A 24,817-nucleotide genomic window follows, 5' to 3' on the forward strand; every position below is an offset into this window, starting at 1 on the left:
AGCAATTGTCGAATGTAAAAACGAAATTTTACAGCTATCTGTTCTATTTATGACTAAGATACGGATGGGTATCCTCTTTTTATGGATTTTTTTCTTACAGATCAACTACTGTCTGTTTAAGATCCATGCCTGTCGTTCAGAATCATATCGGAGAAGTGTACCTGTTACTTCTTCCCCTACTGAAAATGTCTCTGCTTCTTCCGGCTGCAATACGATGTCCTGACCGGTTATTAATTCCCCGGATGCATCAGATACCTGCAAGAGTTTTGCGGCATATTTTTGTACCGCATCCGGCTCTGCTGTTACAATCTCTGTGATCTGAAGTGTAACTGCTATATTACTCATTTCCTGCCATGCATCCATATCAGCTGATTCCGACACCTGAAGATCTGTACATCCCGCATTTTCCTGTGCATCTGTCTGACTCTTTGTATGGCCTGCTTCCGCCTGAACATCGGACGAATCTCCACCGGCTCCATTCATCAGTATAGCTTCTGTTGTATTCTGTGTCGGTCTGTTGGCAGTTTCATTCTGTACTGTCTCCGGTATGGAATCCGTTGTTTCATCCACATAATCTTCCGCCCGATCGGATATATTTGAATTCTCTGCTGCATCCAGCCCATCATTTGAAACATCCGTTGTCCTGCCTGCATTTATTTCTTTCGAATGTCGCTTAGAATCAGACAGCAACGGTGTCGCGATCACTGCGGCCAGAAGAACCGCTGCGATCGCAAGAACCGGAATTACATATTTTACCTTTGAGGTTTTCTTTTGTTTTTCTTCTACATCCTTTGCTTCACGGTCAAGCCCTGCTTCGATCCGATCCCACAGATCCGGTGCATCTGCATCGATCCGGTTCAGATAAGCTTCTATGAATCTGTCTTCTTCCGTCTGTCTGTTCTTATTCTGTTCATCTCTCACAGCCTGCACCTCCTTAATTTTTGTATTGCCTGATTATAGATCCATGTGATCGTTCCGATCGGTCGCCCTTTCATGTCCGCGATCTCTTTAAATGTAAATCCTCCGACTACCTTCAGATCCAGAATCTCCTGCTCCTCCGGCTTTAACGTGGCAACTGCCTGCTTCAATGTCAGGTTCTCCACTATCTGACTCTCCATCGTCTTTCCTTCGTTTCGCTCCGGCATTTCATCCACCAGCATTTCACGATCGATCTTGCGTATCCGATCGATCGCCATATTCTTTGCGATTGTCACAAGCCATCTCTTATGACCGGTTCCCTTCTTATAACTGTCTGCGATCCGATAAAGCTTGATGAAGAACTCCGATGTCACATCCTCCGCTTCCTCTCTCTGCCGGATCGTATCATAGACCACCGCAAAGATCAGCTTCAGATATTCGTCATACACTGCCCGAAGGCTCTCCCTGTCTCCCTGTGCGATCGCAGACATATATTTTCCAAATTCTCTGTCTGTCATTTGTCTCTCCCTATAACCGCTATACGTTTTTACCCCTGTTTTTTATGGAATTATTCCGATTTTCTATTACTTTTCATTCCACTTCAATTTGCTAATATTCGGTTTCGGCTTCGTATAGCCCCAATTCTCTATTATTCAAAAGGCTGTACTGCCAGCAACTCCATCACATACCCCTTCTTCCGTTCCTTCCATGCAAATGGCCAGAACAACCGCCGTTCCGCTTCAATCCGGATATCAAAATCCTTATGCATTCCGATGTCATGACGAAGCTGCAACGCACCTTCAATATCCTCCGGAACAAGCTTCTCCCACTGCTCCATAGCGGATTCATTTACAACTGCCCATTCTAACCCGAACACCATTAACTTCTCCGTCAGCATATAGATGACATCATTTGTCCGGGTAACCGCGGCTTCGTTTAATGCCCGGATCGCATTCTCGATCATCTGCAATTCTTCCTCGTCATAATTCTCCCGATACATATATAACAGGCCTGCAAATCTCGCATTCAACTGGCTGTGAAGTCCTATGCAGACGCTGTAGTCAAACCTTCGTCCGATATCCGGCAATACCCTGTGGCTGTTGTCAAATGCAACCTGTTTCAAATGCTCGATCACGATCTCTGCTTCTTCACCCTCTGCAAGCAATGCTTCAAACATTTCATAAGTCTCAAGCTCTACATTCCAGAAAGGAAGATCCACACAAATAGCATCTGTTTCCTCCAATCCATAGGCCTTACACGCCTGTGCAAGTCCCTCTGCATCCCGGTCGATCAAAACCAGCTTAAATCTCTCTGCAAGTCTTGCCAGATCGATGTCATTTGACCGTCCTGCTCCCCATATAGCAAGAACAGGCTTACGTCCTCCTTCGGCCACACAATTTTCTTCTATAAAGTCTGTCAGCTTCTGTCGGTATCCCCGCCACTCTTTATAAGCATTCGGAAGAACCTCTGATGCAATCAGCCGATCCAAATATCTCATATAATTCACTTCTTTCTCGCATTATGCCGGTATGTGCAAGCACTTTCCATCGCAATGCTCATTTTATCATATCGCCTGTCGGCTCTATGTTTTTTTCGCATTATGCCGGCTTGTGCAAGCACATCCGTCGCAATGCTCATTTTATCACGTTTTTATAGTATACTCTACCTTTAAAATGTAGTAGAATAATATGGATAATATTATTTTGTCTATTCATGCAAAGTGATAAAATAAAGATTGCCTAAAACAGAAACGGAGATTATGAATATGTCTGCTAAAGATAATAATACAAATACAAATATATACAGAAGCTATATCGATGCACTTCTATATCCGGAGCAGAATCCTTTTATAGAAGACATGAAACGATTCGAGGAGCTTATGATGATGTACTCCTGTGCGATCAAGGAAGTTCAGACCAAGCTGGATGTATTAAATACAGATTTCAGCGTTCGCTACAACCGAAATCCGATTGAATTTATCCAATCGCGCATCAAGAAACCGGTCAGTATCGCAACAAAGCTGTCTTCAAAAGGATGTCAGGTATCCGTAGAAAATATCGTATATAATTTGAATGATGTTGCGGGACTCCGTGTTATCTGTTCCTTTATCGATGACATCTACGCCGTTGCAGAGAAGCTCATCAGTCAGAATGACATTACTCTGATTGAAGCAAAAGACTATATCAGCCATCCAAAGCCAAATGGTTACCGTAGTCTTCATCTGATCATAGAAGTTCCTGTCTTCTTTGCCGACCATACGAGAAATATGCGGGTAGAAGTTCAGATCCGTACCATCGCGATGGACTTCTGGGCAAGTCTTGACCACCAGCTCCGTTATAAAAAGGATGTCGCCGATCCCGAACTTATCTCCGGTCGCTTAAAACATTGTGCTGATGTTATCTCTCAGACAGACCTCGAAATGCAGGAGATTAAAAATATGATCTACGGAGATGGTGCTCAGCCACAGATCAAATTGTGTCTTGAAAAAAATACAGAAAATTTTTAAGAAAATCTTAGATTTTGTTTGACAAATTTATAGAACTGGTATAGAATACTATCTGTTGTTGAACAACGTGTGTATGTAGCTCAGCTGGATAGAGCACTTGGCTACGGACCAAGGTGTCGGGGGTTCGAATCCTCTCATGCACGTAAACTGAAACAGGTTTGCTTCAAAAAAGCAAACCTGTTTTTTTATTCCAACACCGTCACCTACGAACAGCCTTTTTATAATTCAAAAAGCCCCGGCAAACTTTCCCTGACAGATGAAACTGCTCACAACGAAATCTTAATTCGTCATTTGTCGTGGGGCAATTCCATCTGTCAGAAATAGTCTGCCGGGAATTATTTATAATCTTGCTGCGAGAATCTGACGTTTGACCTCCTGTCCATTCAGGATAAACTCTGCACGACCGTTCTCCAGTTGTATATTCTTTTCAAGTGCTCCGATATCTGAATTGAACTCTGTAACGGCATTCGTCCCAACATCAGCATTGGAACAGTACAGCTTGGCAGACATGACCGAATTACCAAAGGCAACTGCCGACTTGCCCTGTACCACGCTTTTAACTGCTGCATATCCGATATAGATATCCGTTCTTCCTGCACGGCATCCAATGCCATAACATTCCTTTGCACGGATATTCGACGAGATATTTACATTTTCCAGACGAACCATACAGCTGTTACCAGCAATCGTTCCGATACCGGTTATAACATTACCTGCCCCCTGAATCTTTGCCGATATATTCTCAAGCTTAATATCTGCATCACCATTTACAGATCCAATGATCGTACCGTTTGATATACCGGAATAAATATCCATGTCGCAGTATTCTATAAACAATTCGGAATCACCGTTTACAGATCCGATACAGGCTCCTTCCTGACCTTTCATATCAAACTCATAATGTCCGCGTTTGATATTGATAACACCGCCAAGTCCGGAACCAATACCAATGCCCTTCATACCATTTGCATTGATGATGATTCCACCATCCTGATAGAAGTTGAGTTCGCCATGATATTCATCCAATGAATTACCAATGCCAAAGTATTTTCCCGAATTCAGATTAATCGTCAGATTACCGTCTCCTACAACCGTAAGCACTGAACTGTCCGGAACTCTGATACCTCCTGTACGTAGTTCGTTTTCTCCGGTAATCTGAAGATTTACATTACACTTCTTACCGATATCAATACACGGAATTCCGCGTTCTCCCGCAAGACTGACATTCTCAAGTATGATGGTGCCACGGAATCCATCTTCTACAGACATCAATATATTCGGCTGGAAGCCGACAGAACCCTTGATTATGATCTTTTTATTGATTCCACGCGCTTTCTTAACCTTAATGCTTGTATATTTATTAGCAGCAAGCTGTACCATGGAAACCGTATCATTATAATCCGTCTCATATTCTTTCTTATACAGTCTGGCATTCAGGCTCTGATTATATTGAACAATTTCATTCATGACACGCTCATCGATTGAACGCACAACATACGGCTGCGGCCTTGATGTATAATAGCCCTGAATCAAATCAACGCCCAGCTTAATAACCTCCCTCAGCTCCTGCGTCAATTCAATTCCCTCTGCCAACGTCAGAATATCATTATCATGCGCAAATTCTATAATATCCTTTACAAAATGCTGTTTCTGGATATCTTTGTGTATATCTGTCATGAGCATACGATCGATTTTTACAAACCGAGGCATATACCGAAGCAGATTATTTACATTGGAATAACCAGAACCGTAATCATCAATAGCAGTCTCAATATTCATCTTTGCAAAGGAGTTCTTCAGCTCCTTTAACTGATCATCCCCCATCTCTGTTTCTTCTGTAAATTCAACAACAAGCTCTCCTGCGTGCTGTTCCATAATCTCTGTTAATTTCTTCTTATCCTTACCTGTCAGCTGATACCCCGGAATACTGTTAATAAATACTTTCTTACCCTCAAAATCCTGATAGTGTTCCTCTATGTAATCAACTACATTAAAAAATGTCGCTTTTTCTATATCATATAAACGATTCAGACGATCTGCACTTTCCAACATATCAAGCGGCGAAATCCTACGCTCTGTGTCCGCACGCATCAGGGCCTCATATGCATAAACATCTCCTGTTCTGGCATTGATAATTGGTTGGAAATGATAAACAAACCGGTTATTATCCAGAATAAATTCCATCAGATGGTCATCCGCTTTCTGTTTATCCGTCAGAACACCTGCCCTTTCCTCTTTTCCCTGCTCTATGGCTTTCTTATTATTCTTCACATTGATAGTTTCATTGATCAGATGATCCAGGGCTTCCGAACCGGAGATCATATCGCAGCGGATACCCGTGCAGATTTCAAGCTCATATGCCTCTTTACACAATTCATTATACTGTTTTATCTTATCCGACAGACGTTTGATAAACGCCTCTCCACATGTTTCATCGGATGCTTCAACCGGGAACGCAACAACAAATTCATCATTACTGATACGGGCACATATAGCATCATCATCCTGACTTTCCGATATCAACTGTGCCAATTTCAAAATAGCAGCATCCCCTGCTTTTCTTCCATAGCCTGCATTGATATCCTTTAATTTATTAATATCAATCGCGATCACTGCTATTGATTTACCATCAAATGTCGCATTCTCGCAAAGTTCATTTCCCTTCTGTAAGAAGCCCTTATAATTATACAAACCGGTCATTGCATCACGAATCTGTGTTGCTTCCATCTGGCGCAGCAACTCCCGCAGACCATTCTGACGATAAAATGCTTCCATACTCTGCATAATACTCTTTAACCAGTTTCTGTAAACCTCTGTAAACTGTGCTTCTATATCTGTAAAACCAATAACTGCATAACCAAAGCTTCGGTTATCAAAATACAATGGTGTAAAGAAAAATGTCTCCGGATATTCTCTTTGCTCAGATAGTTCCGGTATCATCTCTTTCATTTCAAATATATCATCAAAGCTGATACGATTGTCTGTGTGTTCACTCGGTCCACATTTTATGATACGATATATCTTATCCGTATAGCCGTTAGAGCGCAGTGCATCCTCACTGGTCATAACCTCCGATGAATTCCAGTAATCATTCATGCATATACTAAGTGAATGGAATGGCCGCACCTGATATACATGCTGAAATATCGTATTGAAAAAACCTCTGTGATCCCGTTCAGATAACAAATCCTCCATAAACTTGTTATAATAAGAAGAGTATCCCGTCTTCGCATGATCCGTATTCCAGAAATTCTCTTTTTCATCAAAATGTTTTTCCGACTGTATTTTTCCTTCGCATCCGCAGCTTGTCCCCTGAAAGATCACAGATTCTGATTCAAATTCCGGTATCGGTTCTTTCTCAAAGGATGCATGGATATACTTCGCACAATATCTGCCGCATTCTCTGGCCGGAATATCAGCGGATGTTAACTTGCATTTCAGGTTTTTCCCTTCTTCGGTAGAATCGTAACCGATCACTGCTACCTGCTCCGGTACATGAATATGATTACTGAATAATTCCGCCGCTATCCCGATCGCCATACAGTCATTTGCACATGCGATCGCCTCCGGAAGTTTCTCTCTGGAATCCAATATCAGCTTCACAACCTCTTTGCCGGAATCATACCAGTAATTGCCATAATAAATATTATTCGGATCAACCGGAATTCCATGCTCCGTCAGACTGTCTCTATATGCCTGTTCTCTCTGTATGGAATGAACATGATTCTTCCACCCATCTAAAAACATAATATCGGAATAATGATGAACCTCGATCAAATGATCGATCAATTTCTTATATGGTTTATAATGATTTATCTTTACAGTCGGGAAATAACGACTGTCCTTATCTACGAAAAGAACAACTCCTGAGAATACCTCGTGAATTTTGTCTTCTAACCGGGTTGCTATATCGGTTGCCTGAATGGTATCCGGAAGAACAATGATCGCATCAAATGCATCCCATTGAATCAGATTATAAATATTCGAATCCCCAATCTGTCTATACAGCGTATCCTGAAATCTTAAGTACATGGAAAATACACATATATCATATCCATAGACATATGCCTCCTCCATTAATCCTTTCATAAACAGACTCTGTGAATTCTCTTCTGCCTGTGCGATAATAACTCCAATTTTTCTGCGCTCCATATATGCTCCCCTCTAAAATACAAAATCCTTTTTCAGTTTAGCATAATTAAGCAGAAAAGTATATAAAAATGACTAAAAAAAGTTTACACCGCGTTATTTTCTGTGCATTTTATACAATTTCGACATAGTATCACATAAAAAAATATTATTTGTCATATTATAAATAACAGTCCTGTAAAGAAAAACAGGACTGTTCTGTACTTGTTCATATTCTGTTTTTATATCTTATATACTGCACTAAGATACCTGTTCAAACTGTGAATTATATAGCTCTGCATAAAATCCGTTCTGTGCCATCAGTTCCTCATGGTTACCCTGTTCAATGATATCGCCATCCTTCATGACCAGGATGATATCTGCATTTTTGATCGTTGATAATCGGTGCGCAATAACAAAGCTTGTTCTGCCCTTCATCAGATTATCCATTGCACGCTGAATGCTGTGTTCTGTTCTGGTATCAACGGAAGAGGTCGCTTCATCCAGGATCAGAACCGGATTATTTGCAAGGATTGCTCTTGCAATCGTAAGAAGCTGTTTCTGTCCCTGTGAAATATTCGTCACTTCTTCATTTAACTCCATCTGATAACCACCCGGAAGTGCCGAGATAAATCGATGTGCATGAGCTGCCTTTGCTGCCGCAATTACTTCCTCATCCGTCGCATCCAGTCTTCCATAACGAATATTCTCCATGATCGTCCCCTTAAACAGCCATGTTTCCTGAAGAACCATACCGAGAGCATCACGAAGCTCTCTTCGATTATATTCTTTAACATTGTGACCATCTAACAGGATGGCTCCTTCATTTACATCATAGAACCGCATCAGCAGCTTAACCATAGTGGTCTTACCTGCTCCGGTCGGACCAACGATCGCTACCTGTTTGCCCGGATCAACATGAACACTGAAATCATGAATAATGATCTTCTCAGGATCGTATCCGAACTTTACATGACGGAAATCTACTTCACCCTTTATATCCTCGACAGAAGCAGGATGCTCAACAACCTGAACCTCCTCTTCTTCCTCTAACAGTTCAAATACACGTTCCGCCGCTGCTGCCATCTGCTGCATCATATTTGTAACCTGTGCTACCTGCTGGATCGGCTGTGTAAAATTCTTTACATACTGGATAAATGCCTGAATATCACCGATCGTGATCGTGCCACGAATGGCAAGCGCCGCACCCGAAATAGCTACGCCTACATATCCGAGGTTGCCGACAAACATCATAACCGGCTGCATCAGACCGGAAAAGAACTGGGCTTTCCATGCGGATTTGTATAAGACTTCATTTGTCTCATGAAATTCCTTTAAGGTTGTTTCCTCTTTGTTAAATGCTTTGATTACCGTATGCCCGCCATAAACTTCTTCAACCTGTCCATTGATATGTCCGACATACTCCTGCTGCTGTTTGAAGAAACGCTGTGACTTCTTAATGATAATACCCATTAATGCCACACTGATCGGCAGGATAATAATTGCGATCATCGTCATAAGCGGGCTGATCGTAAGCATCATGATAAATACACCGATAACAGTCGATACCGAAGTAATAAGCTGTGTGATACTCTGATTTAATCCGTTTCCCATCGTATCAATATCATTTGTAATACGAGATAATACCTCACCATAGGTTCTGGATTCAAAATACTTAAGTGGCATACGGTTGATCTTCTCAGATACATCCTTACGCATCTTATAACATAACTTCTGGGTCACACCTGTCATGATGATACCCTGTGTAAAGTTAAATAATACACTTAACAGATACAGTCCCAGACAGAACAGGAGAATCTTACCGATATAGGTGAAATCGATTCCGCCGATTCCATTTATCTTCCGCATAATGCCTTCTGATAACGCTGTCGTTGCCTTACCAAGTACCTTCGGGCAGACAACATTGAATACTGTACTGAACACCGCAATGACCATGACCACGATCACTGCCGGCAGATATTTTCTTGAATAACGAACCAGCTTCGATATGGTTCCTTTAAAATCCTTTGCTTTCTCGCCGCCTCCCATTCCAGGAGGTCCCATATGTCGTCCACCACGTCTTGGTCTGTTTTCTTCCATGTCTGTTGCCTTCCTTTCCTGAGTTCTTACGCTATGCTCGCCGCAATCTCTTTTTCAGATAACTGCGAACGGGCGATCTGTTCATATACCGGACAATTCTCCATCAGTTCTTTGTGTGTACCCTTGCCTACGATCTTTCCCTCATCCAGTACCAGTATCTGGTCTGCATGCAAGATCGTGCTGACACGCTGGGCAACGATAAATACCGTACTGTCTGTCATGTCTTCACGAAGTGCTTTTCTGACTGCTACATCCGTCTTGAAATCAAGAGCGGAGAAGCTGTCATCAAATATATAGATCTTTGCATTCCGGGCTACTGCTCTGGCAATCGCCAGTCTCTGCTTCTGACCGCCGGAAACATTTGTACCACCCTGCGAAATGCTGCTGTCATACTGTTTATCCTTTTCCTCGATGAAATCTGTTGCCTGTGCGATCGCTGCCGCTTTCTTCATCTGTTCATCGCTTGCATCCTCTGCACCAAACCGGATATTAGATGCGATCGTGCCGGAGAACAGCACACCCTTCTGCGGCACATAACCGATATTCTCCCGAAGACTCTCAATTGATACATCCCGGATATCCGTTCCGTCGATCGTGATCTTACCACCTGTGACATCATAGAATCTTGGCATAAGCTGCACCAGGGAAGATTTACCACAGCCGGTACTTCCTATGATCGCTGTCGTCTCGCCCGGTCTTGCTTCAAAATCAAGATCTGTCAGAACATCTTCATCCGCTCCCGGATATGCGAAGCTTACATGTTCGTAACGGACAACACCCTTTACAGCTTCTAACTTCTTACAATCCGGCTTGTCACAGATCGTACTCTCTGTATCAATAACTTCCTTGATTCGGTCTGCTGCCACGCCTGCCCTTGGAAGCATAACGGATAACATACCGATCATTAAGAAGGACATAATGATCATCATCGTATAAGTAATAAACGCTGTCATGGATCCAACCTGAAGCTCACCCGAATCGATTCTGTGAGCCGCAACCCACTCGATCAGGATCGTAACCGCATACATAATAAACATCAGAACCGGCATCATAAATGTCATTACACGGTTTACAAATAATGATGTCTTTGTCAGATCCTTATTCGCCTTATCAAAACGTTCTTCTTCGAACTTCTCTCTGCCAAATGCCCGGATAACCGGAATACCGGTCAGGATCTCTCTGGACACAAGATTAACACGGTCAACCAGATCCTGCATGATCTTGAACTTTGGAAGTGCAATCGCCATTAACACTCCGAGAACAACCAGGATGCCTGCTACCGCAACTACGATCACCCATCCCATGCTGGCGCCGCTCTCTACAACCTTTATGATACCGCCAACTGCCAGAACCGGTGCATATAAAACCATACGGAGCAGCATAACCGTAACCATCTGGATCTGTTGAACGTCATTTGTCGAACGCGTGATCAGGGATGCAGTCGAGAACCGGTTGATCTCTGCATCCGAGAATGAAATAACCCGTTTGAAAATGCTTTCTCGCAGATCACAGCCCACACCTGCAGCTACTCTTGCGGCTACCAGACCGGTAAGTATCGCCGATGCAACCATTAACAATGTCATAAGAATCATCTCTACACCGACACGTTTCAGATAGGACATCTGGATATCCTTATAATTATAATCCATACTGTCATAACAGGTTCTTGTACAGGTAATGGCAGATGACATCATCATATCATCCCCCATACTGTCACGCATGGAATCGATCATCTGCTTCATCTGCGTTCCCATCTGACTCCACATCTCAGGCGGCAGCTCGTCCAATGTCATACCGCTTGCTGCAAGCATCTGCTTTAACTGATTATCTTCATCCGAATCCACCATCGTATATGGATAATAATACATCATCATCGGCTCCATACACGCCTGATCGATCTCATCTATATGATCCTTGCCGTCATCTGTCATATGGTATATGCCATCATCCGACTGCTCATAATACTTTTCCCACACCGTCACATCATCTTCATCCATAAACCCTTTAATAATGGTATACGCTTTTTCCGGAATCTGCAACGGACTACAATGATCAATGCCGTAATTCTGGATACCGGTATCGATCAGCTTCGACGTATAATCCGGCAATGCCAGATCACAATATGCCTGAACGATCAATAACAGAACAATGATCAGAACCGATTTCCAATATGGCTTCAAATTCTTAATTATCTGCATAGTTTCACCTCTCTATAATTTTCGCATGTAGAGGTATTCTATCACTACCTATATAAAAGTCAATTAAATTCCCATAAAAAATGAATGAAAAAAGACCCGCCTGCCAACTTGGACAGACGAGTCTCCTTGTATATTTAATACATTATATATTGGGGCTTTATTTTACTGTAATCTTCAGTTTCTTACGGGCACCATTCTGAGCAAGTGCATATACATAACATGTACCTTTCTTCTTACCCTTGATTCTGCCTCCCTGTGAAACAGTTGCGATCTTGCTATTTGTTGAGATCCAACGAACCTTCTCACAGTGAACTTTCAGTTTCTTATTCTTAGCCATCTTGACTGTTGCATCAAGATAAACGGATTTGCGCTTTTTAACTGTAACCTTTGAAACCGTCTTACCCTTTGTGTTCTTTACAGTAACACCGATCGGGTTGTTGTACTTGTATTTCTTTGTTGCAGTTATTGTATGTAACTGGAAGGACTTGCCGATCATTCTCTTTTCTATCTTTCCAGTCTTGGAATTTCTTACATTCTTATAAGCAATAACCTTAAATTTATAGAATGTATTCTTCTTGAACTTCTTACCGCCTGCAAGCTTTGTAAGTGTATAGCTAATGTTCTTCTTACCCTTTAACTTACTTGCAGAAACAGTCTTGATCTTCTTATATTTGTAAATCTTATTCTTCTTATTGCAATAGTTACCGTAGATGATGTATCCATCAGCCTCTTTCAGACGTTCCCAACGTAAGGTCACCTTGCTTGTTGTAGCAGAAGCTCTGCCTGTAAGCTGTCCCTTGGTATACTTGTCTACCTTATCGCTTGAAACCCACTTATCGGCTTCTTTTGTACCTGGCTTTGGTCCCGGCTGTGTTACTTCTTCTTTCCTAACGGTTACTTTTCCATCTGAAAGACGGATTACAACAAACTGTACTGCATCACTGTCTTCCATACCATTCTTAACTGCGATTGCTGTGATCGTAGTTGCAGAATCCTTTTTAATTGTGAATGGCTTTGTATACTTTGTACCATACTTGGTTGTTGGGTAACTTCCATTTGTTGTATAGTAGATCGTTGCACCTGCTGTCTTTGTTGCAAGGGTAAATGTATTGTTATCCTTAGAACGTGTTCCTGTTGGTGCTGCAACCTGTCCCTTAACAGGATTTACAGGTGTAGACGGAATCAGTTTGCTTACTTCTGCCGATACCACATCACTGTTTAACTTACCCGGAAGAGTTGCAATTGCCTTAATTGTCTTACCGGCAACAGAAGCCGCATCAATCGGTCCTGTATACTTCTTGCCATTCTTCTTGCTTGGTGTGCTTCCATCTGTTGTGTAGTAGATCGTTGCACCCTTTACTGCTGAAACAGTAATTGTCTTTTTGTCACTGCTTGCTGCGATCGTTGGCTTCTGGGTCTTCAGATCTGCTACCTTGACAGTTGCAATATCACTGTCCTTCATGTTATCTTTTACACCAATAACCTTGATCGTATCAATCGTCTTTCCATTCTTATCTGTTGCAGGAATTGGGCCTGTATATTTGGTTCCGTTCTTCTTGCTTGGTGTTGATCCATCTGTTGTGTAGTAAATATCTGCATCCTTCGGATCTGCTGTGATGATCAGTGATGTACCATCATCGGAAGCCTTAACGGATGGCTTTCCAACCTGAGCTTCATCCCCTCCAAATGGTTTGCCAGGCTCCAATGATTCTACCGCATATTCCCGAACATCACTGTCTTTCATGTTAGCCTTAACACCAACCGCCTTTACTGTTTTAATCTGCTTACCATCTGCTCCTAGTACAGAAAATGGTCCTATATATTTCTTACCGTGTGTCTTGCTTGGAGTTGTTCCGTCTGTTGTATAATAGATATCTGCACCCTCTGTAGTTGTAGAAAGGATTACTGCACTCTTATCATCTGTCAGTTTTGCAGTTGGCTTATCAACCTGTTTGATTACGATCACTGGTGGATCCAGCTGCTCCTTCACTGTGAAGTACGCAATATAGCTGTCCTTCATTCCAGATTTTACAGCGATCATGGTAATCTTCTTTCCTACATTATCCTTAACTGACAATGCTCCTGTATACTTGGTTCCATTCTTGCTGCCTGGATCACTTCCATCTGTTGTGTAATAAATGGTTGCACCTGCTGTCTTTGTAGCAAGAGTAAATGTCTTCTTGTCCGATGACACTGTTACGGTCGGTGTTTCTACACGTTTCAGATTTTCATCGGATGTATTAACAGGCTTTGAAACAGATGTCGGCTCACTTGCATAATTTGTGTATAAACCTTCATCAATACCCACCGTTGTAAGATCATCCACATTGATTTCTTCTGCAACAATATAAACTTTATATTTGTCAAAAATATTTTCTGTTGTTATTCCAGCCTTGCCAATCTTGTTAACAACTGCTGCAAGATCAAGTTTTGTTGTGCCTGACAATGTAGCTGCTGCTACATCCTCCAGCTTTCCATATGCCAAGATATTTGCATTCTTTGCATTATAATTCTTATCTGTTACAAGATATGAAAGCTGATTTACACTCTTCTTATTGGTTCCACTGATCTTATACGGAATTGTAACCACATTACCAGACATGGAAGGAGTCTCTGTAACTGCTGTTGTCATTCCATCATCTAAAAGTGTCAGCTTATATTCTGCACCATAAGTTCCAGCCTTGCCTGCTACAAGATTCGTAAACAGAACTGCATCCTTGTTGATGTTCATAGCTGGTGATGTTCTACATTGAAAATCGTATACATTGTCCAATTGTCCATCTGATGTAACATAACTTCCCACTATATGATAATTAATCGGAGTATAAGTACTTCTTAAATTATAACCGGTTCCCTTTACTCTCTGCATAGAAGCCTGGATCGTATCCGGATATCCATAGCTGGTATTCGTAGTCTCTCCCACACTCAATGCAAAAACCTTGGTATCCTTCAACTGTGTTTTATCCTCATATGATAATTTACCGGCAAGTCCTGCACCATCTGTTGCAGATACGCCTGTCTTTGTACTGGATGCAATTGTGCTCTTTTCTACCGATGTAAATGTCTCCAGGAAACCGATACTGTCATCATTCATCCATTCATTCTTAAATACATTATTATTTGTATCTTCACTATTATATTTGTGGTTAATGGTTGAATCATATTCAAGCAGATAACTGTTGCCAGTATTAAAATCCGCTCCGGAATCTGTATCAAGTACACGGAACTTTAATGGTTCGCCCTTATAAGAACCAAACCAGACATAATTTCCTTTCCATTTTTCTGTTGGATTTGGCTTTGGATCCGGATCAATGATCGGACCGTCTGGATCTACATCTGGTTCATTTTCCGCTTTTGGAATAGATACCTGAACAGGCTTACTTGCATAATCTGTAAACAGGCTCTCATCAATATCAGATGTCGATGCTATATCCTTTCTTATTGTTTCAACAACCAGATAAATTTTATAATTGTTTACTAAACGATCAACGGTACAGCTATTTCCAATCTTCGCTGCTATAGATGCAAGATTTAATCTTACATCTCCTGCCATAGATGCTGTTGCTGCTTTTCCATATGCAAGCACTTTTACACCTGATGCGTTATATGCTTTGTCTGTTACCAGATATGATATCTGATTTCCCGCTTCTCCTGCCACGGAATATGGCACTGTTACAACATTACCGGTTCGATCAACAGAACCTCCTACAGAAAGCTCCATTGACGAATCCAGTATTGTAAACTTATATGCTGCTCCATATTGACCGGCTGTACCGGATACCAGTGATGTAAATAATACATTATTTTTATTCAAGTTAAACGCCGGTGTAGATGCCAGTGGTCCCTGGAAGCAAAGTTCAACACCATCTTTTACCTGAACACCCATTGCACCTGAGCGTCCGGAATTCTTAGCAGTAGATCTTATAAAATATCCATACAGTGTTTTATTCACATTCTGTTCTCTCTGCTTTGCCTTGTTCGCTGTATCAGGATATCCATAATGTGTATTTCTGTATTCGGAAGCATCAAGCGCAAACACCTTGTCCTTATTTAACGGTGTATATATATATTCAGAACCGCCTGCAGCAAAATTTAAGCCGCCATCACTGCTGTTTTTTGATGCTTTTGTACTTGCCAGGATTCCATTCAATTCAACTGAAGAAAATTCATTTAAAAAATAAGGCATCTCTTTATTTGTAATGGAACAGGTCATTTTTTTATAACCGGTTTCATTCATCCATTTAACTAATGAACTGTCAGCATAGGAATACTGCTCTGTAGATGTCGTCTTACCTGCAAAAGTATAGGAGTATACCTGCGGTCCGACCACTTTATCTGTCTGAAGCAGCATACTGGAAGCACCAGTAGAAAATGAATACCGGCTTTCTGTATCTAATACACGATACTTGATCGGTTCCCCATCATACTTACCATAGTACACATAACTTCCCTTCCAGGAAGCTGTTGTACTCAACTTGTCACCATTATGAGATCCATATGGATTTCCAATTCCAGCTATACCAAGACCTGTAATCGTTTTTTCGGTTTCAGTTGTCGCAGCGTCAACTTTTGAAAGTGGGCTTATGACCGGCAATAAACTAATCGCCATTGCCGCACTTAGCGCCAATGCTGTTCCACGTTTGAAAAAATCCTTTTTCATAGTTTACCTCCATTCTTCATTCTGAACTGTTCCTTCCTTTTTTTACAGTTCATTTTCCGGATACCATCCCTTATGGCATCCTTTTTCTTTGTTATTTATTTTGTGACATTTCACAATATAGAAGTATATATTGTCGTATATTAAATATCAAGATTAAAAGCAATTTTCATGGCATTTTCGTATAAATGTACATAAAACATACGCATTTTATTGTTTTTAAGGGCATTTTTGTACCATATGGCTAATTACAAACTTAATATTTATGTAAATTTCCGTCTTTATCCGACTTAATAATTAACCTGAAAACGGAAACCGGATATTTTCAAATGGCATATGTCGTATAACTAATATCATATGTAATATTACGTCTAATTTATATTTTATAAAAATTTACATAAAATACATAGTTGAGGTGATTATATGAGCAAACACGCTGAAGCGACTCATAATGATAAACGATATATAGAACTGGGGTATAATATTTCGTATTATCGCAAACATAAGGGCTATACCCAGGAACAGCTTGCAGAAAAACTGGACATTTCAAGACAACATCTGGGCGCCGTCGAAGCCCCTAACATCGTTCGATCCGTTTCGCTGGATCTGCTGTTTAATATTGCAGATGCGCTTGAGGTAGACGTTCGTGAGCTTCTGGATTTTCATGGAAATGCCTAAAAAAAGATATGACGCAAATCCCACCAGAGGAATTTACGCCATATCTTTTTTCTTTCTTTATAGAAACTATTCTAATAATTAGTCTACTTTGATCTCTTTGATCCATCCTTCCGGAGCTTCGATCCTACCCATCTGGATACCTGTTAATGTATCATAGAGCTTCTGGATAACCGGTCCCATCTTCTCCATTCCACTTGGGAAGCAGATCTCTTTGCCATGATCAACAATCTTACCTACTGGTGAGATAACGGCTGCTGTACCACACAGACCACACTCTGCAAAATCTTTTACCTCATCGAAGTATACTTCTCTGTGCTCTACTTTCAGTCCGAGGTACTTCTCAGCAACTACCATAAGTGAACGTCTTGTGATTGATGGAAGGATACTGTTTGACTTAGGGGTTACAACTGTTCCATCCTTTGTTACGAAGATGAAGTTTGCTCCACCTGTCTCTTCTACCTTTGTTCTGGTTGCTGCATCTAAGTACATGTTCTCATCATAACCTTCCTGATGAGCTGTAACAATTGCATGAAGGCTCATTGCATAGTTCAAACCAGCCTTGATATGACCCGTTCCATGAGGTGCTGCACGGTCAAAATCTGAAACCTTGATCGTAATTGGCTTTGCACCGCCCTTAAAATAAGGACCTACTGGTGTACAGAACATTCTGAACTGATACTCATCTGCCGGCTTAACACCGATTACAGGATTTGAACCAAACATATATGGTCTGATGTAAAGAGTTGCACCTGAACCATAAGGTGGAACATAAGCAGCATTTGCTCTTACTGTCTCTTCTACTGCCTTTACAAATCTATCTTCCGGGAATGCAGGCATCTCAAGTCTCTTTGCTGAATCTGCCATTCTGCTTGCGTTCAGATCAGGACGGAAACATACGATTCTGCCATCTTCTGTTGTATATGCCTTTAATCCTTCAAATACTGTCTGGGCATACTGAAGAACACCTGCGCACTCACTTAATACAACGTTCGCATCATCTGTTAATGTTCCTTCATCCCATGCACCATTCTTATAATTTGATACATATCTTTTATCCGTTTTGATATAACCAAAACCGATACTTGACCAGTCAATATTTTTCTTCTCCATAACTATTCATCCTTTCAGTTTCTATTTCGTAAAAAAAATAATATTCATAGCTTCTGTTATAGCACATTCTTTTCTCAATTTCTATAGTATTGATAATTTTTTTACTGTTCAAATATATATTTTACCATATCTGATATGGCATTACTGTCCTTATGCTTTAAGGTTCTCTTTGCAAGCTGTACGCGGTCCGTGATGATATTATCCACACCAATTGCCATCATGCGACGCATCTCGCTGCTGGTATTTACCGTCCATGCGCAGACCATAATACCTTTTTTATGTGCTCCGGTTACCACCTGTCTGGTCAGATATCTGGCATCAATGCTTAACACATCCATTGCTTCATAATTTGTCCGGTTACTGTAACCAAAGCTGTATATATATCCTGTCACAATATCCGGATCATCCTTCTTGATCCGCACAAGGGACCGCTGCTTAAAAGATGTAACAATGCATTGTTCTTCCATGTTATTCTCTTTGAGCACCTGAGCAACCTTTGCTTCCAGTTCTCCGTCATTCCGGACCGTTTTCAGTTCTATGTTCATCATGACCTTGCCTTTACAGGTATCGATTGCTTCCTGTAAGGTCGGAATCTTTGTTCCGGCATATTCATCTGAAAATTCTGCTCCGGCATCCAATTGCTGCAGCTCCTCATAAGTAGTATCACATACCAGCTTATCAACGCCTGTCGTCCGCTCGGTTGATGGGTCATGCATCAGCACAAGTTTCCCATCTGAAGTCATCCGGACATCCATTTCCACATAATCTGCCCCTTCTTCGATTGCCTTTTCAAATGCAGGAATCGTATTCTCCGGAGCTTCACTGCTAGAACCTCTGTGTGCGGTGATCAACGTTGCCCCAAGGGAAGCGTATGTCGGTGTCGTACCTGCAGACAAAAATCTGACATTCAGATATATTGCCAATACACAGGCAACAGCAACCATACTGACCAGTACATAATGGGTCTGCTTGTTAAGATCAGCATTATCTACATAATACATAAGCATCTTTGGTCGTGCGAGCTGTAATGCTGCAGAAATGTTGAACATACCACAGATAAAAAGCAGCAACCCTCCGACAACGATGTTTATACGATTATACACTTCATAAAACAGTATCAGAACATTGTCGCCATCAGATTTTGCCTTGATAACAAGAACACTTACCAGAATAAATACTGCATATAGTACCGCACAGAATAATGCAATAAACAATTCCCATAACATCTGGAACATAAAATGATGAAATCTTTCCCGTCGTGTCAGCCGGGTCTGCTCTTTTGCTTTCGATGCATCGACATTTCCAAGGATCAGCAACCGAATATATGGAATCTTTACGGACATAACCCAGATACAGATCAGATAGATCACTGCAAATCCGATCCAAAATGCTTTCTTTCCAGTTCCCCGAATACACAATTTCAACAGGTATTTTGTGACTGTATTATTATTTAACGCCATCAGAAACGGCGGCATGTATACTGCAAATGAAAATGGAAGCATATAGAAAATACGCACAATCTTCCTTTTTCCAAAAAAACGGAAGAAATGCTTCTCGACCTGTACCAGATATTCAATCAAGCCATGTCTGCTGTGCCGGAGTGATGCATCAAACAATACAATATACATCGTAAGGTTCAACAGCATGAACACCATGAGCAGTACAATAAGAAGCAATATATAAATAATAGATCCCGGCTTGATCAGGACATCCAGGAAGTTCTCTTTCGTAATCGAACTGTATCCGGACAATTTGATCGCCAGATAGAATCCACGAAATACAACCGGAACCAGAATAAACGACGAAACCAGTAGAAAAGCAAGCTGACATAGTACCACCTTTATTTTATTATGTGCCAGAAAATATCTGATCCGGAGCATATATTCCGCTTTCATATCTGTCTGCCTCCTGGTTGTCTGTTTCATTTCATAGCTTATATTATAGGCACAACCGAAGCTATCTGCAAGTCTTCTCTGCCACAATAATCTGACAACCGAACACATCCGGCTTCTGACGATATATAAAAACCGGGGAAATGTTCTACACAATTAATCGTACTTACCGTAACGCACTATACAAAAAGGCACCCACAATAAATTTTAATATCTCAGAATATTATTTGCGCTATAATATGACATTCGCAAGGATTTCGTTATGAGCTGCATATTGTCAGTAAATACGGGTGCCTGTCTGAGTCCGAAGGACGAGTTGGCACAGGAGCATTTACGAAACAGACATATGCAGCGAATAGAAATCCCCGTGAGTCATTTATAGTGTAAATAATATTCAAGATATAAAATTTATCGTGGATGCCGCCACATTCGTTTAGAAGCCGGTGTTTCGGTTATCGGTGATACGCTTTGCCTTGCCCTCGGAACGAGCAATAGACTTCGGCGGAAGCAGTTCTACCTTGGCACTGATCAGCAGAGTCTGCTTGATCTGTGTCTTGATATATGCAGCCAGCTTCTCAAGCTTATCCGCATCGTTTATATCAACATCATCCTTTAATTCCACCTGAACAGTAAGCTTATCCTGTGAATTCACACGATCAACTACCAGCATATAATGTGCAGATGCTTCTTTCACACCCATCAGTACAGCTTCAATCTGACTTGGGAATACATTGACGCCACGAACAACAAGCATATCATCGGTACGTCCTGTGATACGGCTCATCTTAACTGTTGTTCTTCCACAAGCACATGTTCCGTGATGTAAAGTACAGATATCATGTGTTCTGTAACGGATCATAGGCGCACCTGTCTTGGTCAGTGTAGTAAATACCAGTTCACCCGGTGTATCATCCGGAAGCGGTTCTTCTGTTACCGGATCGATGATCTCTGCAAGCACATGATCTTCATTGATATGCATACCATGCTTTTCCATGCATTCAAATGCAACACCGGGACCACCGATCTCCGTAAGTCCATAGATATCGAGTGCATCAAAATCAAGCAGATCTTCCAGATGCTGTCTCATTTCCTCTGTCCATGGCTCTGCACCAAAACAACCGGATTTCAGTTTTAATTCTTCCGGCTTGATTCCCATTTCATGGATGGTTTCTGCCAGATATGTTGCATAAGATGGTGTACAGCAAAGCATCGTAGCACCAAGCTCTTTCATCATTATAATCTGTCTCTGTGTATTACCGGATGACATTGGAATTACTGTAGCCCCAATCTCTGTTGCACCCTGATGTGCCCCCAGTCCGCCAGTAAATAAACCATAACCATAAGCAATCTGAATGATATCATCCTTTGTACCGCCTGCAGCAGTCAGTGCTCTGGCAACCATCTCTGTCCATACCTTAATATCATTTTCCGTATATCCTGATACGATCGGCTTTCCGGTTGTTCCTGAAGAACCCTGAATACGTACAATATCTTTAAGATCTGCAGCAAATAGTCCATATGGGAAATTATCTCTCAAATCGGTTTTCTGCGTAAATGGAAGCTTTACGATATCTTCAATTCCATTAATATCTTCCGGTTTTACTCCGGCTTCATCCATTCTCTTTCTGTAAGCCGGAACATTATTATATTCCAACTCTACGGTAGCTCTCAGTCTCTCTCCCTGAAGCTTTTTTCTTTCATCAAAATCCATACATTCCATTGCATCGTTATAGATGTAATGAATCTTCTTCTGTCTCATATGTGACTATCCTCCATGTCTGATCTTGGCTTTACTTTTTCGCTTTTATGTTTTTCCACACTAAAGCGTTTACCCATAAAAATTTTAGCTGAGCAGCCTGTATATGTCAAGGAAGTTTTTACCTTCCCTTAAAGATTTTCCATATAGTGCAAAACGACCACCACACAGGCGCGTCCTGCATGATGGTCGTTCTGTCAATATATTGGTATATAAGATTTACGCAAATCTTGTTGTGTTAATCTTTACACCAGGACCCATTGTTGAAGCAATTACAACGCTCTTAAGGTACTGTCCCTTAGCAGCTGATGGCTTTGCTTTTACAATAGCATCCATTAAGGTCTGGAAGTTTTCGTCTAACTGTTCCTCTGTAAAGGAAGCTTTTCCCACTGGCACATGGATAATATTGGCTTTATCAAGTCTGTACTCTATCTTACCAGCTTTGATATCATTAACTGCTTTTGTTACGTCCATTGTAACTGTACCAGCCTTAGGGTTTGGCATTAAGCCCTTAGGTCCAAGTACACGACCAAGACGTCCAACAACACCCATCATATCAGGTGTAGCTACAACAACATCGAAATCTAACCATCCGTCTTTCTGGATCTTTGGAACTAATTCCTCACCACCTGCGTAATCAGCACCGGCAGCAAGAGCTTCGTCTACCTTATCTCCCTTAGCGAATACGAGAACCTTAACTGTCTTACCTGTTCCATGAGGTAATACAACTGCACCACGTACCTGCTGATCTGCATGACGTCCATCAACGCCCAGTCTTAAGTGAGCTTCGATTGTCTCATCAAATTTAGCTGTAGCCATCTTCTTTACCAAAGCAACTGCCTCTTCGAATTCGTAAACGGCTGTTTTGTCATAGAGCTTGCTTGCATCTATATATTTCTTACTCTTCTTCATTATAAACCTCCTGTGGTCTTATCGGGAGCGACCCTCCCACCAAAATGTTTTTATTCTTAATTACTCTTCAACTGTAACGCCCATTGAACGAGCTGTTCCAGCGATCATGCTCATAGCAGTTTCAAGGCTTGCAGCATTTAAATCTTTCATCTTAAGTTCGGCAATTTCCTGAACCTTAGCCTTTGAGATAGTTGCAACCTTTGTCTTCTTTGAGTTAGCTGAACCGGATTTGATATTACAAGCCTTCTTGATCAGAAGTGCTGCAGGAGGAGTCTTAGTGATAAAGCTAAAGCTCTTATCCTGATAAACTGTAATAACAACAGGAATGATCATATCTCCTTCGTTAGCAGTTCTAGCATTGAATTCTTTTGTAAATGCAACGATATTAACACCATGCTGACCAAGAGCCGGTCCAACAGGTGGTGCAGGTGTTGCCTTTCCTGCAGGAATCTGTAATTTGATATATCCTTCTACTTTCTTCGCCATCTTAGCGCACCTCCAAAAATATTGTGGTAATAACGGGGGATACCCTTCCACTCACTCTTACAATTTCTTGATATCAGCGAATGCAATCTCTACAGATGTTGCACGGCCAAATATTTCTACATCGATGGTAATGGTCTGTTTACTTGGGTTAATTGCCTTAATACTACCCACGGTACCTTCCCAGGCACCTGCTGTAACCTCAACCATATCGCCTACTTCCGCATCGATCACGATTGTCTCCTTGTTGATTCCAAGGTACTTCATCTCATCATCTGATAACGGAACCGGTTTTGATCCCGGTCCTACGAATCCTGTAACACCTCTTGTATTACGAACTACATACCATGTAGCATCGTTCATAATCATATTGAGCAGGACATAGCCGGGAAACAGTTTTCTGGTAACAGCTTTCTGTACACCGTTCTTAACCTCAATGGATTCTTCTACGGGTACAGATACTTCTAATATCTGGTCCTGTAATTTTCTGTTTTCAATTGTTTTCTCAATATCAGCTTTAACCTTATTTTCATAACCTGAGTAGGTATGGACTACATACCATTTTGCGCTTTCTGCATCTGCCATATAATTCACCAACCTTTACTCATTATATTATGAAATTCAAGCCTATTTGTATAAGCCAGTCAACGACTGCAATAATAGCTCCGAGGATTACCGTTGAAACGATTACTACGGCTGACTGCTTAAACAGGGTTGTTCTGTCAAGCCATGTGATTTTCTTGAATTCACCCTTTAGTTCCTGGGTCCAGCTTTTCTTGAGAGCTGTTGATTTTTCTTCACTTTTTGCCATTAAACCAATCCTCCTTCACTGGTCCGGAACTATTTTGTTTCCTTGTGTACTGTATGCTTCTTGCAGAATCTGCAGTACTTCTTTGTTTCCATTCTGTCTGGATGCGTTTTCTTATCCTTTGTCATATTGTAATTACGCTGTTTACAATCCTGACATGCCAATGTTATTTTAACGCGCACTTCCATCTACCTCCATTACTTATTTTAAGGCATAAAAAAAAGACCTCTTTCATCGCACGATTAACAATAACACAAGTATACAGTGCAAGTCAAGAAATCTTTTTCTGTTTTTAGACATATTCTCTATTTTTTAATTTTATAAAGAAATATGCCGCATTTATTGGATTGTCTGTATTTACCCCTTCAGATCCTTTAAGGTATGGAATAATTCCATATCCGATTCTGTCAGTTTTACATTTGTACAGATCTGCTTTCCCTCCGGATCCGTGATCTTTACTTCTATAATATAGTCTTCTTTGATCCCGCTTGCCATCGCAGCCTGTAAAAACATCGGAAACTTCGGATGATTGGATGCAAATTTCTCCCATGCGGATTTTATCTTAAAAATTGATGCCGGATTTACCATATCTATCTCCTTATACGCCTGCAAGTTTTGCAGCTTCTCTCGTCCTGCAGACATATCTCTTATTAAAATATTATTCCATATTT

At 41.2% G+C, this 24,817-nt stretch carries 17 protein-coding genes, 1 tRNA gene and 1 pseudogene; 3 read left to right on the forward strand and 16 right to left on the reverse strand.

Going from position 1 to position 24,817, the window contains the following annotated elements:
- Positions 1-105: 105 nt before the first annotated feature.
- From DWY07_RS09925 to DWY07_RS09935, 3 genes are all read right to left on the reverse strand, one after another.
- Positions 106-921, reverse strand: coding sequence for a hypothetical protein (locus DWY07_RS09925; RefSeq protein ID WP_117822932.1), 816 nt, complete (start codon positions 919-921; stop codon positions 106-108).
- Positions 918-1,436 (reverse strand): sigma-70 family RNA polymerase sigma factor, encoded by a 519-nt coding sequence (locus DWY07_RS09930; RefSeq protein ID WP_117808709.1) that lies wholly within the window; start codon positions 1,434-1,436, stop codon positions 918-920. The genes DWY07_RS09925 and DWY07_RS09930 overlap by 4 nt, the downstream gene beginning before the upstream one ends.
- A gap of 131 nt (positions 1,437-1,567) precedes the next feature.
- A complete protein-coding gene (locus DWY07_RS09935) occupies positions 1,568-2,416 on the reverse strand; it encodes a hypothetical protein (protein ID WP_117822934.1) in 849 nt (282 codons plus the stop codon).
- A 267-nt stretch (positions 2,417-2,683) separates the two neighbouring features.
- Between DWY07_RS09935 and DWY07_RS09940 the strand changes: the two genes are divergently transcribed.
- Together DWY07_RS09940 and DWY07_RS09945 are read left to right on the forward strand one after the other, a co-directional pair.
- Positions 2,684-3,424 carry a GTP pyrophosphokinase family protein gene (locus DWY07_RS09940; protein WP_021943601.1) on the forward strand — a complete coding sequence of 247 codons (741 nt, stop codon included), beginning with the start codon at positions 2,684-2,686 and terminating at the stop codon, positions 3,422-3,424.
- A 69-nt stretch (positions 3,425-3,493) separates the two neighbouring features.
- Positions 3,494-3,567, forward strand: a tRNA-Arg gene (locus DWY07_RS09945).
- Between the two features lie 196 nt (positions 3,568-3,763).
- Here DWY07_RS09945 and DWY07_RS09950 read toward each other — a convergent pair.
- From DWY07_RS09950 to DWY07_RS09965, 4 genes and pseudogenes are all read right to left on the reverse strand, one after another.
- Entirely contained in the window at positions 3,764-7,576 is a 3,813-nt protein-coding gene (locus DWY07_RS09950) for an EAL domain-containing protein (RefSeq protein ID WP_117822936.1), read from the reverse strand.
- A gap of 237 nt (positions 7,577-7,813) precedes the next feature.
- The gene (locus DWY07_RS09955) at positions 7,814-9,652 is read right to left on the reverse strand and encodes an ABC transporter ATP-binding protein (RefSeq protein WP_117808713.1); all 1,839 of its coding nucleotides are present in this window, start codon (positions 9,650-9,652) and stop codon (positions 7,814-7,816) included.
- A 38-nt stretch (positions 9,653-9,690) separates the two neighbouring features.
- Positions 9,691-11,850, reverse strand: a pseudogene (locus DWY07_RS09960) (ABC transporter ATP-binding protein); the annotation flags it as partial.
- Between the two features lie 157 nt (positions 11,851-12,007).
- On the reverse strand, positions 12,008-16,510 hold the full coding sequence (locus tag DWY07_RS09965) for a chitobiase/beta-hexosaminidase C-terminal domain-containing protein (protein ID WP_117822938.1): 4,503 nt from the start codon (positions 16,508-16,510) through the stop codon (positions 12,008-12,010).
- A gap of 420 nt (positions 16,511-16,930) precedes the next feature.
- Here DWY07_RS09965 and DWY07_RS09970 point away from each other — a divergent pair, with 420 nt between their 5' ends.
- Positions 16,931-17,185, forward strand: a complete 255-nt coding sequence (locus DWY07_RS09970; RefSeq protein ID WP_117808715.1) for a helix-turn-helix transcriptional regulator — start codon at positions 16,931-16,933, stop codon at positions 17,183-17,185.
- A gap of 78 nt (positions 17,186-17,263) precedes the next feature.
- Here DWY07_RS09970 and DWY07_RS09975 read toward each other — a convergent pair whose 3' ends face one another.
- From DWY07_RS09975 to DWY07_RS10015, 9 genes are all read right to left on the reverse strand, one after another.
- A complete protein-coding gene (locus DWY07_RS09975) occupies positions 17,264-18,295 on the reverse strand; it encodes a branched-chain amino acid aminotransferase (protein ID WP_021943596.1) in 1,032 nt (343 codons plus the stop codon).
- 101 nt (positions 18,296-18,396) lie between these two features.
- Positions 18,397-20,190: a glycerophosphodiester phosphodiesterase family protein gene (locus DWY07_RS09980; RefSeq protein ID WP_181983907.1), complete on the reverse strand. Its 1,794-nt coding sequence runs from the start codon at positions 20,188-20,190 to the stop codon at positions 18,397-18,399.
- A gap of 430 nt (positions 20,191-20,620) precedes the next feature.
- Positions 20,621-21,946: a phenylacetate--CoA ligase gene (locus tag DWY07_RS09985; protein WP_021943594.1), complete on the reverse strand. Its 1,326-nt coding sequence runs from the start codon at positions 21,944-21,946 to the stop codon at positions 20,621-20,623.
- Between the two features lie 216 nt (positions 21,947-22,162).
- Entirely contained in the window at positions 22,163-22,855 is a 693-nt protein-coding gene (gene rplA / locus DWY07_RS09990; RefSeq protein WP_021943593.1) for a 50S ribosomal protein L1, read from the reverse strand.
- A 60-nt stretch (positions 22,856-22,915) separates the two neighbouring features.
- The gene (gene rplK / locus DWY07_RS09995; RefSeq protein ID WP_008401096.1) at positions 22,916-23,341 is read right to left on the reverse strand and encodes a 50S ribosomal protein L11; all 426 of its coding nucleotides are present in this window, start codon (positions 23,339-23,341) and stop codon (positions 22,916-22,918) included.
- A 57-nt stretch (positions 23,342-23,398) separates the two neighbouring features.
- Positions 23,399-23,923, reverse strand: a complete 525-nt coding sequence (gene nusG / locus DWY07_RS10000; protein ID WP_008401095.1) for a transcription termination/antitermination protein NusG — start codon at positions 23,921-23,923, stop codon at positions 23,399-23,401.
- 22 nt (positions 23,924-23,945) lie between these two features.
- On the reverse strand, positions 23,946-24,149 hold the full coding sequence (gene secE, locus DWY07_RS10005; protein ID WP_008401094.1) for a preprotein translocase subunit SecE: 204 nt from the start codon (positions 24,147-24,149) through the stop codon (positions 23,946-23,948).
- Between the two features lie 29 nt (positions 24,150-24,178).
- Positions 24,179-24,328: a 50S ribosomal protein L33 gene (gene rpmG, locus DWY07_RS10010; protein ID WP_008401093.1), complete on the reverse strand. Its 150-nt coding sequence runs from the start codon at positions 24,326-24,328 to the stop codon at positions 24,179-24,181.
- A 175-nt stretch (positions 24,329-24,503) separates the two neighbouring features.
- A complete protein-coding gene (locus tag DWY07_RS10015; RefSeq protein WP_078070213.1) occupies positions 24,504-24,788 on the reverse strand; it encodes a hypothetical protein in 285 nt (94 codons plus the stop codon).
- Between the last annotated feature and the right edge of the window lie 29 nt (positions 24,789-24,817).

Origin of the sequence: Clostridium sp. AF23-6LB (assembly GCF_003461085.1) — a bacterium.
Lineage (GTDB): Bacteria > Bacillota > Clostridia > Lachnospirales > Lachnospiraceae > Coprococcus > Coprococcus ammoniilyticus.

Excerpts from the sequence above, each read along its gene's own strand:
- DWY07_RS09930 (WP_117808709.1), bottom strand. The coding sequence starts at position 1,436 with ATGACAGACAGAGAATTTGGAAAATATATGTCTGCGATCGCACAGGGA.
- DWY07_RS09935 (WP_117822934.1), bottom strand. The coding sequence starts at position 2,416 with ATGAGATATTTGGATCGGCTGATTGCATCAGAGGTTCTTCCGAATGCT.
- DWY07_RS09940 (WP_021943601.1), top strand. The coding sequence starts at position 2,684 with ATGTCTGCTAAAGATAATAATACAAATACAAATATATACAGAAGCTAT.
- DWY07_RS09950 (WP_117822936.1), bottom strand. The coding sequence starts at position 7,576 with ATGGAGCGCAGAAAAATTGGAGTTATTATCGCACAGGCAGAAGAGAAT.
- DWY07_RS09955 (WP_117808713.1), bottom strand. The coding sequence starts at position 9,652 with ATGGAAGAAAACAGACCAAGACGTGGTGGACGACATATGGGACCTCCT.
- DWY07_RS09965 (WP_117822938.1), bottom strand. The coding sequence starts at position 16,510 with ATGAAAAAGGATTTTTTCAAACGTGGAACAGCATTGGCGCTAAGTGCG.
- DWY07_RS09970 (WP_117808715.1), top strand. The coding sequence starts at position 16,931 with ATGAGCAAACACGCTGAAGCGACTCATAATGATAAACGATATATAGAA.
- DWY07_RS09975 (WP_021943596.1), bottom strand. The coding sequence starts at position 18,295 with ATGGAGAAGAAAAATATTGACTGGTCAAGTATCGGTTTTGGTTATATC.
- DWY07_RS09980 (WP_181983907.1), bottom strand. The coding sequence starts at position 20,190 with ATGAAAGCGGAATATATGCTCCGGATCAGATATTTTCTGGCACATAAT.
- DWY07_RS09985 (WP_021943594.1), bottom strand. The coding sequence starts at position 21,946 with ATGAGACAGAAGAAGATTCATTACATCTATAACGATGCAATGGAATGT.
- rplA (WP_021943593.1), bottom strand. The coding sequence starts at position 22,855 with ATGAAGAAGAGTAAGAAATATATAGATGCAAGCAAGCTCTATGACAAA.
- rplK (WP_008401096.1), bottom strand. The coding sequence starts at position 23,341 with ATGGCGAAGAAAGTAGAAGGATATATCAAATTACAGATTCCTGCAGGA.
- nusG (WP_008401095.1), bottom strand. The coding sequence starts at position 23,923 with ATGGCAGATGCAGAAAGCGCAAAATGGTATGTAGTCCATACCTACTCA.
- secE (WP_008401094.1), bottom strand. The coding sequence starts at position 24,149 with ATGGCAAAAAGTGAAGAAAAATCAACAGCTCTCAAGAAAAGCTGGACC.
- DWY07_RS10015 (WP_078070213.1), bottom strand. The coding sequence starts at position 24,788 with ATGTCTGCAGGACGAGAGAAGCTGCAAAACTTGCAGGCGTATAAGGAG.